General features: G+C 44.4%; 15 protein-coding genes. 5 read left to right on the top strand and 10 right to left on the bottom strand.

Annotation, left to right across the window (positions count from 1 at the left end):
* The 3 genes from GY843_RS12315 to GY843_RS12305 all read left to right on the top strand — a co-directional run.
* A partial coding sequence (locus tag GY843_RS12315) for a hypothetical protein (protein WP_297310045.1) occupies positions 1-651 on the top strand: 651 nt, incomplete at its 5' end.
* A gap of 39 nt (positions 652-690) precedes the next feature.
* Positions 691-4,089, top strand: coding sequence for a DUF4214 domain-containing protein (locus GY843_RS12310; protein ID WP_297310043.1), 3,399 nt, complete (start codon positions 691-693; stop codon positions 4,087-4,089).
* Positions 4,090-4,315: 226 nt separating this feature from the next.
* The gene (locus GY843_RS12305; RefSeq protein ID WP_297310041.1) at positions 4,316-5,239 is read left to right on the top strand and encodes a Dyp-type peroxidase; all 924 of its coding nucleotides are present in this window, start codon (positions 4,316-4,318) and stop codon (positions 5,237-5,239) included.
* Here the strand turns inward: GY843_RS12305 and GY843_RS12300 are convergent.
* Entirely contained in the window at positions 5,231-6,169 is a 939-nt protein-coding gene (locus GY843_RS12300) for a bile acid:sodium symporter (protein ID WP_297310039.1), read from the bottom strand. The two genes, GY843_RS12305 and GY843_RS12300, sit on opposite strands and share 9 nt — an antisense overlap.
* 178 nt (positions 6,170-6,347) lie before the next feature.
* On the opposite strand from GY843_RS12300, the gene GY843_RS12295 reads away from it, so the two are divergent.
* Complete coding sequence (locus GY843_RS12295) at positions 6,348-6,545, top strand: hypothetical protein (protein WP_297310032.1); 198 nt, start codon at positions 6,348-6,350, stop codon at positions 6,543-6,545.
* A 65-nt stretch (positions 6,546-6,610) separates the two neighbouring features.
* On the opposite strand, the gene cysK is transcribed toward GY843_RS12295, so the two are convergent.
* The 8 genes from cysK to GY843_RS12255 all read right to left on the bottom strand — a co-directional run bounded on the left by cysK (position 6,611) and on the right by GY843_RS12255 (position 15,051).
* Positions 6,611-7,579, bottom strand: a complete 969-nt coding sequence (gene cysK / locus GY843_RS12290; RefSeq protein WP_297310027.1) for a cysteine synthase A — start codon at positions 7,577-7,579, stop codon at positions 6,611-6,613.
* 137 nt (positions 7,580-7,716) lie between these two features.
* Positions 7,717-9,054 (bottom strand): DUF58 domain-containing protein, encoded by a 1,338-nt coding sequence (locus tag GY843_RS12285; RefSeq protein WP_297310025.1) that lies wholly within the window; start codon positions 9,052-9,054, stop codon positions 7,717-7,719.
* A gap of 6 nt (positions 9,055-9,060) precedes the next feature.
* Positions 9,061-10,044, bottom strand: a complete 984-nt coding sequence (locus GY843_RS12280) for a MoxR family ATPase (RefSeq protein ID WP_297310023.1) — start codon at positions 10,042-10,044, stop codon at positions 9,061-9,063.
* Entirely contained in the window at positions 10,041-11,336 is a 1,296-nt protein-coding gene (locus tag GY843_RS12275; RefSeq protein ID WP_297310021.1) for a DUF4350 domain-containing protein, read from the bottom strand. Before GY843_RS12275 ends, GY843_RS12280 begins: the two co-directional genes overlap by 4 nt.
* Entirely contained in the window at positions 11,333-12,877 is a 1,545-nt protein-coding gene (locus tag GY843_RS12270) for a hypothetical protein (RefSeq protein WP_297310019.1), read from the bottom strand. The genes GY843_RS12275 and GY843_RS12270 overlap by 4 nt, the downstream gene beginning before the upstream one ends.
* Entirely contained in the window at positions 12,864-13,838 is a 975-nt protein-coding gene (locus GY843_RS12265) for a stage II sporulation protein M (protein WP_297310017.1), read from the bottom strand. The genes GY843_RS12270 and GY843_RS12265 overlap by 14 nt, the downstream gene beginning before the upstream one ends.
* Before the next feature lie 8 nt (positions 13,839-13,846).
* Positions 13,847-14,542, bottom strand: coding sequence for an RDD family protein (locus GY843_RS12260; protein WP_297310015.1), 696 nt, complete (start codon positions 14,540-14,542; stop codon positions 13,847-13,849).
* Between the two features lie 2 nt (positions 14,543-14,544).
* On the bottom strand, positions 14,545-15,051 hold the full coding sequence (locus tag GY843_RS12255; RefSeq protein ID WP_297310013.1) for a DUF4234 domain-containing protein: 507 nt from the start codon (positions 15,049-15,051) through the stop codon (positions 14,545-14,547).
* Positions 15,052-15,264: 213 nt separating this feature from the next.
* Here GY843_RS12255 and GY843_RS12250 point away from each other — a divergent pair, with 213 nt between their 5' ends.
* The gene (locus tag GY843_RS12250) at positions 15,265-15,735 is read left to right on the top strand and encodes a sel1 repeat family protein (protein ID WP_297310012.1); all 471 of its coding nucleotides are present in this window, start codon (positions 15,265-15,267) and stop codon (positions 15,733-15,735) included.
* A gap of 22 nt (positions 15,736-15,757) precedes the next feature.
* Here the strand turns inward: GY843_RS12250 and GY843_RS12245 are convergent.
* Positions 15,758-16,246, bottom strand: a 489-nt coding sequence (locus tag GY843_RS12245; protein WP_297310010.1) for a tRNA-uridine aminocarboxypropyltransferase, incomplete at its 5' end; no start/stop codon positions are given.

Raw genomic sequence — 16,246 nt, 5'->3', positions numbered from 1 at the left:
GCGGGTCTCCTGATAGCGGGGACCAGTGATAGTGACTCGGGCACCGGTTTAAATGCCCGGGTGACGTACACACCCACGTCCTCGGATTACCACTACCTGGGGTCCTCGGGTTGGGGTAATGCGACCTACCAGCTGTCGGTGATAGCCAATAACAATTTACCTACAGGGTCAGTAACTATTACTGGTTCACCTATTCAAGGTGAAGTTCTTTCTGCTTCAAACAATCTGATAGATGAAGATGGTCTTGGTGAAATAAGCTACCAATGGATAGCAGATGATATTGAGATTGATGGGGCGACCTCTGAACAGTTACTACTTTCCCAAATTCATGTGGGAAAAGAAATCAAAGTACTGGCTTCTTATGTTGATCAAAAAGGCACAAACGAATCTGTAACATCATTAGCTACTTCGTCTGTATCTAATGTAAATGATGATCCAGTAGGAACGGTAACAATCTCAGGTAATCTTTTTGAGGGAGAGACCTTAACAATATTAACCGATTTGTCTGATTTGGATGGTTTGGGTGTACTTTCATACCAGTGGAAAGCTGATGGAGATGACATTCCCGATGCCACAGCATCCATGTACCAGTTAACGAGCAGTGAGATTGGTAAACAAATCTCTGTGGCCACTTCATATATTGACCTATAGGGTACAGTTGAAACGTTTGTTTCAGATACAACCGATGTAGTGATTTTAAGAACGGAGTTTTTAGTTAATACCACCACAGAGAATGCGCAACGTGATCCTTCAATTGCTTCGCTCACTGATGGGGGCTGGGTAATTACCTGGGGATCATTCCACGAGGGGGCAGCTGAAGGTATCTATGGTCAAAGGTACTCAGATCGAGGGATAGCTGTTGGAGAGGAGTTTCATGTAAATACCTTTACAACGGGCCAGCAGGACCGCCCCTTAGTTGTAGCGTTAGATGATGGTGGCTGGTTAGTTATTTGGTGGTCACAAGGGCAAGATGGATCAAACTACGGCGTTTATGGCCAACGGTTTGATAATAATGGTGACCCTGATCCATTTGGTGAGTTCCCAGTTAATACGTATACAAATGATAATCAGGACCATCCTTCAGCTGCGGCCTTGGCGGATGGTGGTTGGATAATTACTTGGTCATCCAATGGACAGGATGGAAGTTACACAGGTGTATATGGGCAGCGTTATGACAGCCAAGGTATTGCAGATCCGGTAGGTGAATTCCCTATTAATACTTATACCCACCTTTATCAAACTCACCCTTCTACCATTGGGTTGGATGATGGTGGATGGTTGGTTGTGTGGGCAGGGTATGGCTCTTCTGGCTCAGGCATATATTCTCAACGTTATGATAATAATGGTGTAGCTGACCCACTAGGAGAGATAAAAGTTAGTACATCCTTCGATGGGAATATTGGCATTCCCTCTGTTATCACACTCATTGATGGTGGCTGGGTAGTAACTTGGATGGGGACGGATGATTCTGCAAGTGGTATTTTTGGTCAACTCTATAATAGTAGTGGGATACCTGACCCTCGAGGTGAATTTCAGGTTAATACTTATACGAGTGGTCAGCAAACCCATCTCGACACTGCGGCTCTATCTGATGGGGGGTGGATCGTAACTTGGATGTCAGAAGACCAAGATGGTTCGGACATTGGTATTTTTGGCCAGCGTTTTGATAGTAACGGTGTAGCTGATCCTATTGGCGAATTTCAGGTTAATACACATACTGATTCTTTCCAGTCGGTGCCCTCTGTCGCTGCATTACCTGATGGTGGCTGGATTATAACTTGGTTTTCAAATAATCAAGATGGTTCCTCTACCGGCATTTTTGCACAACGCTACGACGCCTTCGGTAACCCCATTCCAGTTGTAAATACAGCCCCTGAAGGAGGGGTTACCGTCAATGGCATAGCAGAAGAGGATCAGATACTTACAGCTAAAAATGACGTAGCTGATGAAGATGGGTTAGGTCTAATTAGTTATCAGTGGTATGTTGATGGGCTTGCTATTGATGGGGCAACCGATGACCAATTGCTTCTTACTCAAGATCATGTCAGTTCAGAAATTACAGTCGTTGCAAGTTATACGGATGGCTTGGGCATGCTTGAGTCGGTTGAATCTATTCCAACCTCACCTGTAGCTAACGTAAATGATGATCCTGCAGGCACTGTATCTATTTCAGGCGCAACGGAGGAAGGGCAGACTTTAACGGCGTCAAACACCCTGACCGACGAAGACGGATTAGGTGTAATTAGCTATCAGTGGCAGCTAGATGAAGTTGATCTCGAAGCAGCGACTGATGATGAGCTGTTATTAACGGAAGATTATGTTGGTTCAACGGTAACTGTTGTTGCCAGTTATATAGATGCTTATGGCACACTGGAGTCAAAAACGTCTTCAGCCACAGCCCCAGTGACGATCAATGCAAGCGGTTCTGTAATTGATGGTTATGTTGCAGGGGCATCTATCTACATCGATGCGAATGACAATGGAGTTGCAGATCCTGAAGAAGATACAGGGGTAGATACGGATGCTAATGGTAACTTTGAGATAGATACCGTCCTTCAAGGTTCTATCATTGCTGTTGGCGGTACTAACATAGATACGGGATTACCTAATAATCTAATTCTGACCGCGCCGGAAGGGTCTGCTGTCGTTACCCCAATCACGACATTGATTGATAGCTTTGCCAGTGAGGAAGGGGTTTCTATCAGTGAGGCTGAAGTTCAGATTCAAACGGCTTTGGGGATTGAGGATGATATTGACCTTACCCAATATGACCCTTTGGCTGAAGATACTGATACAGCCGTAACAGTTCATGCTGCGGCAGTACAGATTGCAACGCTGGGTATCTTAGCTGATGAAGCGGGAAGTGATTTTGAAGAGGTTGTCTCGGCCTTGACAACGTCAGCCTCCAGTGGTGCAACACTTGATCTATCGGATGAAACTTACTTGGAAGAAATGTTCGGTACTGTGTTGGGTACTGAAGAGTTAGCTTTAGCAGTTGAAACAAATACGGCTTTGGAGAATGCTGAAGATTTAACAGATATTACAGAAGTTCAGCAGGAGCTGAGCAATACCCCGCCCGACGGCATTATAGAAATATTCGGTTCAGTAGAAGCAGATGGTCAACTGGGAATAAACAACACGCTTTCTGACGCTGATGGATTGGGTGAGTTCAGCTATCAGTGGTTACTGGATGGCTCTGCTATCGAGAATGCGTCGGGTGAATTTTTTACTCTTGATTCATCACAATCCAAACAGAAAATCAGTGTCCAAGTCAGCTATACCGATGGTGGAGGTACATTAGAGTCTGTTACCTCAAGTTATGTTACCGCCCCTATCTATGATTTGATTTCGGACCAAACCAATGACACTGTGATCCAAGCTGCCTATGTTGCTTTCTATGGCCGTCCAGCAGATCCCGGCGGACTGGTAGCTTGGTCGGATGCCTTAGGAAGTAATGGAGGTAACCTTTCTTCCGTGATTGATGCCTTTGGTAACTCGACTGAGTTCAATGAACGCTATGGGCACTTAACCAATCGTGAGTTGGTGAACGAGATCTATATCCAGTGTTTTAACAGACCCGCCGAAGAGATTGGCTTGAATGCTTGGACTGCCTTTTTAGATGATGGGGTAATGACTCTTCAGAATATTGCGCTGGAGATATTAATGGGAGCCAGGAACAAGGATGCCATCTCTATTATAAACAAGATAGGCTTTGCTGAGGATTTTACTGAGAGTGTTGCTTTAGGTATTGCTGAATACAATGGTGCGGAACAAGCAAATGCTATTAAAGAAATTCTGCTAAATGTGTCTCATGAGAGTCGAGACAGTGACTTTGCAGCTTTGATCAGCAGTTATGCTTCCCTATATGCTCCAAAGTCAGGCTTCATAAGTCGAGATGCGACTTTCAGTTTTGAAAAGCAGTTCGACATCTTACCAAAAAATGCGGAAAACCGACTTCCAGAGATGTGGGACATGGTTGATATCAATGACAAGGAATTGGAATCAGATCCTGCTACAGATGAACCTACCGGTCCCCACGAAGAATATGTTCAGCATCTTCTCGATAGTGGGGATCTGTTATTAATCTAGAATGACTTGAACATCCCTTCGCCAAGCCTACTAATCATGCTTCTCGACGGATTATTAGGCTTTCTTATTTTAAGTTGTGAGTATCAAATAATTTTATAGTATGAGCTACCTCTGACCAGTGTTTCATAGTTCGGATTAATAAGAACTATCAATTTTCTTAAATTCCTTCCTCGCGTTTAACTGCTTATACTGAAACAACAATTTTTGAGGGTGAGGGAGATCTCAAATGGCTCAGTATCAGAGCGGTATTGTTGCAGACGCTAATCCATCAGCGTTGTTTATCACGTTAAATCAGACTCGTAATCCAGACGCTACAAGCAAAGTCAGAGCGCTTCTGCGTCAGTCTGTTCAATTGGAACAGCAATGCAATCAGGAGAATCCGGGTGCAGATCTGCACTTGGTGGTTGCTATAGGTAGCAGTTATTGGAGCCAGATAGCGGGAGATAAAGCACCGCAGGATCTGCAACCATTTCCTACATTTGAAAATGGTGAGATGGTGGCGCCCAATACGCCGGTTGATCTCCTACTCCATATCCGTTCAGAGCGGAAAGACCTTAACTTTAAACTGGCGCAGCAGATTATGACTGAACTGGGTGATGCGGTTCAGTTGCATGAAGAGGTTGAAGGCTTTCGTTATCTGGATAGCCGCGATCTGACCGGGTTTGTTGATGGTACTGAGAATCCGGAAGGGGACCACCGTGCAGAAGTGGCTGTTGTAGGTGAGGAAGATCCAGAATTTGCTGGTGGTTCCTATATCCATTTGCAGCGTTATGTTCACAACATGGGTTTCTGGAATAAGCAGCCGGTTAAAACCCAGGAAGATACCATTGGTCGAACTAAAGAGGATAATGTTGAGTATGCCTCTGCGGACAAAGCGCTGACAGCGCACACTAAACGTACTTCACTTAAAGATACTGAAGGTAACTCGGTTGAGATATTGCGTCACAGTATGCCATACGGTGATACCCAGGAATGCGGTCTGCTGTTTGCCAGCTACTGTCGCACCCCGGAAAACTTTACCCTGATGCTGAAAAGTATGATCGAGGGTGATGGCGAAGGGCATTGTGATCACCTGCTGAAATATACCCGTGCTGTAACTGGGCAGGCTTTTTTTGCTCCTTCTGTGGAATTCCTGAGTTCACTAAGCTGAGGTTTCTTCTCCGCTTATCTTCAATTTTGGAGCGATCATTGAATCGGTGAACAGCATTAGGAAGTGGAACAGTACACAAGCTAGGATCGCTTCACCTATCGGCATATTAAGAGCTGCCAGTACGCTAATAGCTACTGGCAGTGTCTTTTGGGAGATCGTAAACAGCATGGCCAATCGGGCACCGGGGTCCAATTTAAGGCCTATGCTGGTCAAGTAGCTCAATATCATCAGTGAGAAATGAATGAGCAGAATAGCTACAGCGATTTTTAGCAGAGTGCTGATTTCCAGGTTCTGAAACAGTTCATTTGAATCAGATAATGCCATCCAGACCGTAGTAATTACACAGGTGGAGGGAAGGTACTGCAGAATCAGGTTTTTCGGATCGACGGTTGATACACGTTTGGCTAAAACCCCGACCATAAAGGGTACTAAAACGAGCAATACCAGTGTTTTCAGCAAGGGTAATGGTTCTATCGTTATATTACCTGCACTTTCCATGGTTAAGCCCAACATGAATGGGATTGTGAAAACGCCCACAATATTGAGAATCACTGTCATCACCAGTGCCCATAACGGGTAACCATTGGTGATTTGCGTCATCACTATACAGGTTGACAGGGTGGGTGGAACGGTTGATTTAACGATAATCCCCAGGGCGATCCCAGCCGGTAGCGCCAAAAGTTCAGATACCCCGAGCCCAATAAATGGGCTAACTATCAGGGAGATAAACCCGCCGATAATCAGCGCATAAAGAAATGAGCGGTCTTTGGGTAGTTCACTGAGATTGGTCTGATAGCCGTTAATCAGAAAGATAATCACCACCATCCACGGAATCAGGCCAAGTTCTTTAAGCAGGCTGCCGGGTTCAGGCAAAATCCAGGCAATGATGAAAGATATAATCAGCCCAACGGGAAGGTAGAGACTTTTCAAAGGGGTTACCTATAAAACAGTGCCTTGCAAAAACAGGGGCACACATAACCTGATGATAGTCCACAAAATTGTATATACAGAGGGGGGTGGACTAAGCTTATCTGTATAAATAGCACACAGCTCTTTAAGCGGCGGCATACTGAAGAACGGCTTAAGAGTACAACCTCAGAGTAGAGCTATGCAAACTGACATGCACACCCGCACAATTGCGATTCTAGCAGTTGATGGTGAAAACTACGAAGTGGATGGATGCTATGAGGGTAAGCAGCGTAAAGCATCATGGTACAACGTAGTAAAAACCAGTGACCGGAACGTTCATGTGGATCATCTGGATTCGTTTCCGTCTCATGAACAGATTCGTAAGCTTCTTAACTAAGCAAATAATAGATGTAAAAAGCCGGGGATGATAACTCCGGCTTTTCTGTTATGAGGCTTAGTGAATTACTGCACCATCTCATTATCAGTGAACATACCTGCAAACAGAGCAGAAGACAGGTAGCGTTCGCCAGAGTCAGGCAGGATTACCACAATGTTCTTACCCGCATTTTCTGACTGCTCTGCCACTCGTAGTGCTGCACAAAGGGCCGCACCGCTTGAAATACCTGCAAGAATACCTTCTTTTTCCATCAAGAGGCGTGCTGTAGCGATGGCATCGTCATTACCAACCTGTTCAACCTGATCAACCAGGTCCAGATCAAGGTTCTTTGGAACAAAGCCTGCGCCGATCCCCTGAATTTTATGAGGGGCAGGTTTAACTTCATCACCATTCAGAGTCTGGGTGATTACTGGAGAATCGGTTGGCTCAACTGCAATCGCTGTAATGTTCTTACCCTGGGTCTGTTTGATATAGCGAGTTGTGCCGCTAATGGTACCGCCAGTACCTACACCTGCTACCAGAATATCTACTTCTCCGTCAGTATCATTCCAGATCTCTGGGCCGGTGGTTTTTTCATGAATCTCTGGGTTAGCAGGGTTCTCGAATTGTTGCAGCATCAGGTAATGGTCAGGATCTTCGTTAACGATCTCCTGAGCTTTCTCGATAGCGCCTTTCATGCCCTTAGCTGGTTCTGTAAGAACAATCTCTGCACCGAGTGCTTTCATGATTTTGCGGCGTTCAAGACTCATCGAAGATGGCATTGTAAAGATGATGTTATAACCACGGGACGCTGCGACAAACGCCAGAGCAATACCTGTATTACCACTGGTCGGTTCAACCATGGTCATGCCTGGCTTCAGAACACCACTTTTTTCCGCATTCCAGATCATACTGGCACCGATGCGGCATTTTACAGAACCTGCTGGGTTACGAGATTCTACTTTTGCGAAAATGTTCAGGTTGGGTGCTAAACGTTTCAGATGAACCAGTGGTGTATTACCAATGGTTAGGGAATTATCTTCGTAGATTTTCATTGCGCTTTATCTCTGGCGAGCTATCTGACTTATATCATTACGATATAAGTTCTTTTGTTATAAGTGTATTTGATTCTCAAACTTGTCTCAGAATCATAGAACATGGTTAAGCTTATTTACAGGCTGTATCTCATTTTTTAGATTCGGCCTGCTCGTTTGAGGGATATGTATTGATTAACCAGAGAAACATGCATCTGTTGGGGTGTTGAATCCACCACAACAACACCTTTAGATTGGAGTCTCTTAATCAGCCCTTTACGTTGTTCTATATAGAGGTTTGAGGCTGCGATATTTAGCATTTCCTGAAGAGAGCCTTCAGTTTGTGGCGTCTCGTCATGGAGATAGCTTTCACGCAGGCAAGCGACGATGACCAGGTGTTTTCTGGATAGTAGTTTGACTGCCTGTAATAGGTCATCGCTATCGTTATCACGCAGGTTAGAGATGATAATAATTAAAGATCGCTTTTGATGTCTGCACAACAGGTTTTCTGCAGCATAAGATAGATCGCTGGATTCCACGCTGCTATGCAAGTCATAAAGATTGTTGAGTAGTGTCGTTATCGCTGTTTTCCCTTTCACGGGTTTTAACCAACGATTATTACCGGCGAAGCTCATAAACCCCACGGCATCACCTGCTGATAATGCGATATAAGATGTCAGTAGTAAGGCGTTTAAACTGTGGTCAAAGTGACTGAGATTTTGATCCATGGTCCGCATTCGGCGGCCACTATCAAGCATGAAAATGATCTCCTGATCTCTTTCGTCCTGATACTCACGAGAAATTAAACGATGTTGTCTGGAGGTGGCTTTCCAGTCAATCTGGCGGATCTCATCACCGCGTTGATATTCACGAAGTTGTCTGAATTCCTGTCCTGCTCCGCGACGTTGCGAGATATGTGCTCCTATATGCGCCAGTCGTTGCTCGTAGTCGAGAAAATTAAGATTGGCGACAGCCATAAAATTAGGAAAAATTTTGGTGCTTTGTTCTAGTGGTATTCGCTTTTGCAGGCGCCAGAACTGCAAAGGGGATTGAATTCTAAGATCGATATGCCTGAATAAGGCTTCACCGCGCTTAATGGGGCGTATGGAATAATTAGCAACGGCGCTCTTATTGGGTTCCAGTGTCAGCTCAGAGGGAAGTTGTTCTGTTGTTATTGAATCTGGGTAATCGTCAATATAACCGAAGTGTATTCTCCGCTTAGAAAGATTGTCGAATTTAAGACTGACCTTGTTTGGTGATGCCAGAGCCAGATTTCCCGGTAGTTTTCTTTTGCAATCAATCTGCCCAGATAATTTAACCAGTAGAAGATCAATAATAGCAACCAGACTTGCGAGAGCAAACAGAAACCACCAGGCCTGTTCATACAGTGCTGTATCTTCTTTACTGGTCATTACGCGGATTACAACCAGTAACAGCCCGGCGCTCAGGAAACCTATACTCCCTTTTAGTAGCCTTTTATCTGGTATGAACTTCATCTCTGTCTATACCTTCGGTGTATCCACTGTCTGGATAAGCTGATTAAGGATACGGTCAGGTGTAAATCCTTCGATCTCGCTTTCGGGTGAAAGCAGAATACGGTGACGCATTACCGGAATAGAAACCTGTTTAATATCGTCCGGCAAAACAAAGTTGCGTTTATTCATAAGCGCCCAGGCTTTTGCAGCGCTGACAATGCCAATGCTGGCTCTGGGGCCTGCTCCTTTGAGAATTGTGCTGGTATTTCGTGTTGCTTGAACTAAACGTACTGCGTAGTCGAGCACCTGCTCATCTATGGCGATTTCTTGTGTGATCTTTTGTAGTTGGAGAATATCTTCAGAGCCGATGGCTTGAGTGATGTGATCATTCATATTTTCTATCGCTAACTGGCCACTGGTAACACTGGAGACCAATTGCTTTTCATCTTCAAATCCCGGGTAGTCGATAAATACTTTAAGTAGAAAGCGGTCAAGCTCCGCTTCTGGCAAGGGATAGGTGCCCTCTTGTTCAATCGGGTTCTGGGTTGCCAGCACCATAAAAGGAGGGGTCATAGGGTAGGGCTTACCTTCAATCGTTACCTGCTTTTCCTGCATCACTTCAAGTAATGCGGCCTGTGTTTTAGCGGGAGCACGGTTAATTTCATCGGCGAGTAATAGATTAGTGAAAATTGGGCCTTTGCGGATATTGAATTTCCCCTTTTGCATATCATAAATTGCATGACCGGTCATATCCGCAGGCATCAGATCTGGTGTGAACTGGATACGCTTAAACTGTCCTGAGAAGCAGGTCGCTAATGCTTTAACCAATAGGGTTTTTCCTAGTCCAGGTAAACCTTCCAGTAGTACGTGCCCCTTACATAAAAGTGCAATCAGTACCTGATCAATAACGTCATCCTGCCCAAGAAGTACTTTTTTGATACTGCTGCGTAGGAATTCAATCTGTTGATCTGTTTGTGGCGAGGTACTGCCCATTTCTGGTTCTTGGTTCATAACGCATTCCTGATAGTGATGAGTAACCTGATGATTCGCATCAGTTCCATGTCGCTGTATGTTTCGGCTTCGGTCAGAGCGAAACTCACATCCTCAGGCTGGATCTGGCTGAGGTTTGATATCTGCACGAATTGTTCCGATTGAGTTAACCTGTCAAAGGTGCTCAGGTTGTTACGCATTTTCAGATAGATACTTTGGCGTAATGAACTCAGTAGAAAATCGTGTTGATCGTAGCGATAGTGAAAATTAGCAATGGCGCTAATATGTTCTTTGATTGAACGACGGTTATTTTGTCTTTCAGAGATAATAGGACCGAAACGGAGACCTTTATAAATCAGCCAGAAAATTAGTAGAAGCACTGTCATTAACGCCGTTTCAGGTGCGTATTGAAGTATTAGCTGGTTGACCGATGGCCAGTTCACATTTCTCTGAATAAAAATATGAGGGCTTTTACTGGTTAGGTATTTCAGGCTGTGCGCATGGTCAAACAGGCCAATATTTCGGTTATTCCACAGGCTAGAATCGCTCACTACAGTCACTCTGCCCAGGCCAATAGCTAACTGGATAAGCGTAGTTTTGTTTTGAGTTGTTGTGTTTTCCGTTGAGGCCTGTGACAGCAGATAAACATCAGGCTGATGGTTTTTGGAATCGAGCGCTGCGTGGTAAACAGATCTCTTGTTTTTAAAACGTAAAAGATAGTTCTCCGTTGTTGAACCTATTATCAGATAGCTAATCTGAGACGTTGCTGTTTGTTTTTCGGTTTTCTGAATGTTGTGCCTAACCGCTTCTTTAGGTGTGAGTTCCTTTTTGGTTGATTCAGTATTGGTCAGCGATTCTTTTAACTTCTGTTCTTGCTGGTTAAGAAGATCTGCTATTTCTTGTTTTGTTTCAGAGATATAGTTTTCTTCAATAGATATCGCAGTGACAGATAAGATCTCCGCCAGTGGATTGTGTTGTTCCCCTTTAGAGTACTCCCAGATTAGGTTTCCCCCTTGTCGTACCCAATGCAGTAATGTTTCTGCGTCCTGTTCACGGGTCAGGGTAGCTGTGTTAGTAAGGATCAGGGTATCCTCAGGACCAAGATCGTCCACGGTAACCATAGTGCTACTATGGCTGACTTTTTGCCCACTGCGTTTGAGGAGTTGTCCGGCTGCATAGAAATCGTTACTTGTAACACTAAGCGCAGGACCGTCATTAACGATCCGTTCTACTTGCTGCATATTTTTACCCAGCCAGAAGCCTAGCAGGCACAGTAGAAGTACAATCAGAATTTTTCCCTTGTTGCCATTCATGGTTTCATAACCTCCACCACCGATGAGCAGAGCTTTTTCATTTGTGCCATGTCCGGGGTGATGTGCGCATAAGCTTGCTGTTGCCAGATAAGCGTTAGGGTCGTGAAGAACTGACTGAGTTCGTTATTCAGATGCTGGGCGACGATAGCTGAACATTCATATTCGGTATGCCAGTTTTCTAAAGGAACGTTGTGGTGGTGGATCAGTTGGTAAAGGCTGTAGCGGTAGAGCAGAGAAAGAGCAAGCCGGTTATCCCCATCATTGATAGCTGTGCTCATCGCCGCTTCAATATCATTGGGCAGGCTTTCAGTAGTAAGAACCAGCCCCATAATGACTTCGGGTTTGTCTTGGGTAGTGATTTTGCTGGTACGCTTGCTTCCTGGTCTGAGATCAAGATTCTCTACTAAGCTCTTTAACAGGAAAAAAACCAATAAAGCGATAGCTACCCAGATTGCGATTTCAATCACCAGCGCAGCGCCTTTTATAAAACCTGAAAAGCCATCGATATCCTCCAGATTTTTTAGCCATTCCGGAAGGTCCATATCCGAATCTGTCTCATGATCTGTAGGCTTCAATTGCCACTCGGTAACTTGTTTCTCGATGACAAACGGAGGGGATTCAAGGATAGAAAGAATCTCCTGCTTGGTGTCTACACTTTCGATGTTCTCAATAAACACAGGATCAACAGGTTTTGCAGTGTTTGGGTATGTTTGTTCTGCCTGAACTGGGGTTGAAGGCAGTAAGAGCGAAGCGCTAAGGCAAATGGCTGCTAGGCTTGAAACCGTCGCCTGAAGAGCGTTACCTTCCGTTCTTTTTTCCATACTATGGCGAAAGATCAGTTCAAGATCCCATGCTTCCAGTTCAATTCTTCGATTGATATAAAGGCTGAACCCACAGGCCACATAAAAAGGTGCGATCAGGCAGACTGAAACAACATAGATTGAGTTGTAAATGTGTTCGAATAGAAGAGAGTTATCCAGAATGGTACGGAAGAAATCCCAATTGATATCCTGTGGAATGAACAAAATGATCAGTGAGATAAAACCTAAACAGACTAACATCTCCAGATGAACTAACACCAATGTCAACCATGTGGCTGCGTTACCGCAGCCCTGTTGCAACAAACTATACCTTTTAGATCTTTTTAGCCCTTTCTGTTTTTCCAGTATGGTAATCGCTAGCGAAAAAGAACGCCTGAAATCAAGGCGGCGCCATGTCAGGGCACTTAGCAGGTCAAAACAATACAGCTTGAAAAGAGATTTCAGGTTGAGCTGTTTAAATGTGGCTTCGTTAAATAGATAACGGCTGAGTAGGAAAAGGGGCAAGCGATCAAATAAAGGTTTAAGCCACCAGACTGTTAAGATGGCAACCCAGGGTGACTCCCAGAAAAAGATGTTCATACCAGTAAAAATGATCACAGCTGGTATTAGCCAAGAGAGAAACATGGGCAGATACCATCTTTTTGCCATGGCTATACCGAGATCGATGGCCTGCCATTTACTGCGTAGTTCTGCTTTGATCTGGAGTTCAGTCAGATTCATGACGTCGTTCCCCAAAAGGTGATAGGAAACAAAACCAGAACACCAGCAGCCACAGGATTGCGCCAATTCCCAGTTTTAGCTGGATAGCAAGTTGTGTGCTGGACGACCAGAAAGCTTCTAGGAACGCAGCAATCAGGAGCATAAAGGTAGCTCCGTAGATGATTTTTACAGCTTCCCTAGCGGTTTTTCTAAGTGCTTTGATACGCGGAAGATTGCCAGGATTAATCAGTGAATAACCGATCATTAAACCTGCAGCACCGCTGAAAACAATTGCTGTAAGTTCAAAGGCACCATGACCAATAACGAAGGGGTAAAAGGTCACTGAATAACCAACGCTAGTCAATCTGCCCGCAATAGCACCAATGTAAAGTCCGTTATAGCAGAGAAAGAAAATGGAACCGAGACCGAGGAAGATACCCCCAGCAAAGGTTTGAAAGGCAATACCGATATTGTTTTTGATGTAATGACCAAACATGGCCAAATCTGTTTCAGAGCCTCTGTCTCTTCCGATTTTATCCCTTGCTGGGTCATACATCTCTTCCATGTGTTTTACTTGTTCAGGACTAATCAGACTGAATATGATTGTTTCATCCAGATAACTGAGTAATCCTGCCAGAAGCCCAGGAATAACAAGAAGCAGTGCGGACAGTAAAACAAAGCGATTGTTCTGACGTAAGCTTGTAACAAAGCTATCTAACGCTCTGGCTAATTGTTTTATCGGGAAGCGGTTATCTTTTTGGTAAAGGATATGATGGCCTTCCATCACCAGATTATTGAGGCGTTTGATGATGTTGTCGGAATAGTGGCGCTGTCGGGCCAGTGATAACTGGCTGCAGATTTGGCGGTACTGCTCCGGAAATTGGGGCGAAGGTTTGGTTTTCTTCTGGCGTAGATCGTTGATACTGGTTTCAAAATGATTCCAGCTCTCAGTGTACAGATTTTCGAACTCTTGTTGCTTCATTCTCCAGCTTAACCTCTTCCCAACAACCAGGCAGAAATAGCTTTTATCTTATTGAGACCCTCGCTTCCTGTGGTTCCGGTAATGGGTTCGAGGATATCAGTAAGTTCGACTTGTCGGGATTCACTGATAACATCACTTCGGTTTCTGAAATTAGTGATCGCTTTCCTCTCTTCTGCGGTTAGGGGTATTTCGGGTGGGGCTGCGTGGACACTGCTATCTGTTTTGCTGTGTTGCTCTACATTGACATAAATTACAATCGTACCTGCCGCCATATCTCCCAAGCGTTGGAACTTCTTACTCAGAACCATGCTAATGATTCCGAACAGATACAGAGAGGGTATAAAGTCGGCGGACCTGAGCAGGTTGCGAATAACGGAGCTGCTGCCATTAACCGGGGTTAGATCGTCGTTGACGACTTTCAGATTGAGACTTTTCTTACCAGGTGTTTGCCCATTTCTGAAAACTTCAAAAAAGACGGGATAGAACCACTCCGTCAGGAAAGTAAGGACAAGGAAAAACCCGACTCCTACATCACCGATAAAGGCTGTGATTATAGCTAGCACTATGTAGAACAGGCAGCGCCAGCCGAAGTCAATTAAATAAGCCAGAATCCTTGGCACTGGGCCAGCAATAACGGAGGTGAATTCAATTCCCTCCGGTGTTTCTATGCTATTGCTGGTATCCAGTAGCTCAGAATGAGACACGATTAAGCCTGATCAGTGCTGTTTCGCATGTCCAGATTTTGGTTGATCTTATAGTTTAGATACAGGGTCTGAAAGAAGAAGGTCAGAATAGGGCCGCACCAGGTTGGTTTGCCTTCACTCTGCGTTATTCTGTTAAGGCGATTACGGAACTTGAATACCCAGATCAACATCATTATCGCACTTACTAAACTAATAATAGGTTGGGCAACAATCATCATTTCGGAACCCTGCCCAACAGCAAGAGGCGCGTAGGACAATAACATACTAAGGATATACACTACCGTTGTAGCAATCATATAACCTTTTGAAATTTTATCTTCGATGATCGAATTGAGCTTTTCGGTGCGATTGTAGAGCCAGTAAATAGTGTAAAAGCCCAGCGTAATAATCGATAATCCGAAAACAGCCCAAGTGGTAAAACGGGTGAAGACTCTTAGATCATTGGCTTGTTGAGGTTTTTCCAGATCAGCTTCTGGTGCGGAGTAGGGGTTTTCAACGATATCGTTCATCTTTCATCCTTAAAAAATAGTATTGAGCTGGTATGTTTGGCAGGAAATAGAGGTAGTGTTATGCCTTTTATAAGCTCCAGTACTCCCTGTACATGCTTGTCATGCTAACTGATCTTTGTTTGTTATGACAACTTAAACTAACCATAAATTCGGTTTATTTGATGTAATATCTGCGTTGGATAATAACGTTATTTCCTTAGTGAGAAATTTTTTATGCGCTGGTTCAATCGATTGCTTGCCCCTGTTATTTTCTTCATCGCTTACCGATTGTTTCGTTCCTCAATCAATCAGAAATCCATAAAAAAACATGATTTTGTGATGAAGCTTTTTCGGTTCGCCGCGGATAATGGGCATAAACGCGCTTTATCTGTGTACGGGCATCTTCTGCATTTTCGTGGTGATGGTGCACAGAACCGTATTCAGGGAGGGATCTACCTACAACAGGCTGCGGAGAAAGGTGATGTGAAGGCTCAGTATCAGATGGGGAAAATCTTTGAAGAGGGTTTCGAACATTATTTTCAGGCTGATAACAGTAAAGCTATGGCTTTCTACCAGCAGGCTGCAGAGCAGGGGCATCAATTGGCTATTAGGCGCTTAGTGGATATTTACGAGAATGGCGAATTGGGACAGCAGGTTGATAGTGCTGTAGCTGACCAGTGGAGAAGGCAACAACCTGAATTGTAAGGGGGGGCTCTGTTCCCAAGGTCTAAGCGCGTTTTGAGGTTTTGTAACCATCAATAAAAAGATCAACCGTTCTGTCCAACTCTATTGCGCTATTCAGCTCATTATTCAACTTCAATAATTCCACCACTGTTTCAGCGGTACAAAGGTGGTCTGCATCGGGGTTTCTTCGTAGGTCATAGCGGCTGGGTGTTTGGGGGTCAAAAGCCAATAGTGGTAACTGATCAAGCCACGGGCTTTTACGTACTATCTTACGAACCTCTTTCCAAGTTCCGTCTGGAATGATGATCAATGCATTTCTGCCGGGATTAACACCGCAAAAGTTCTTTTTCCGCGAAATAAGATCAGGCCTATCGGCGGGGAAGAGTAACCAGGCATCTGTCTCTTTATCTTTTATTTTTTCAATCAGCTGCTGAGGCGGTTCTTTTCGTTGCCAGATATAGGTCTCGGTTTCAGGCAATACCTTCTGAATTATTTTACTGGTCGTGGTTGGACGCTGGGGTTCATTTTCATG

Origin of the sequence: Neptuniibacter sp. (assembly GCF_024231755.1) — a bacterium.
Lineage (GTDB): Bacteria > Pseudomonadota > Gammaproteobacteria > Pseudomonadales > Balneatricaceae > Neptuniibacter.
Note: the sequence above shows the minus strand (reverse complement) of the source record. Positions and strands in the feature narration are given on the sequence as shown.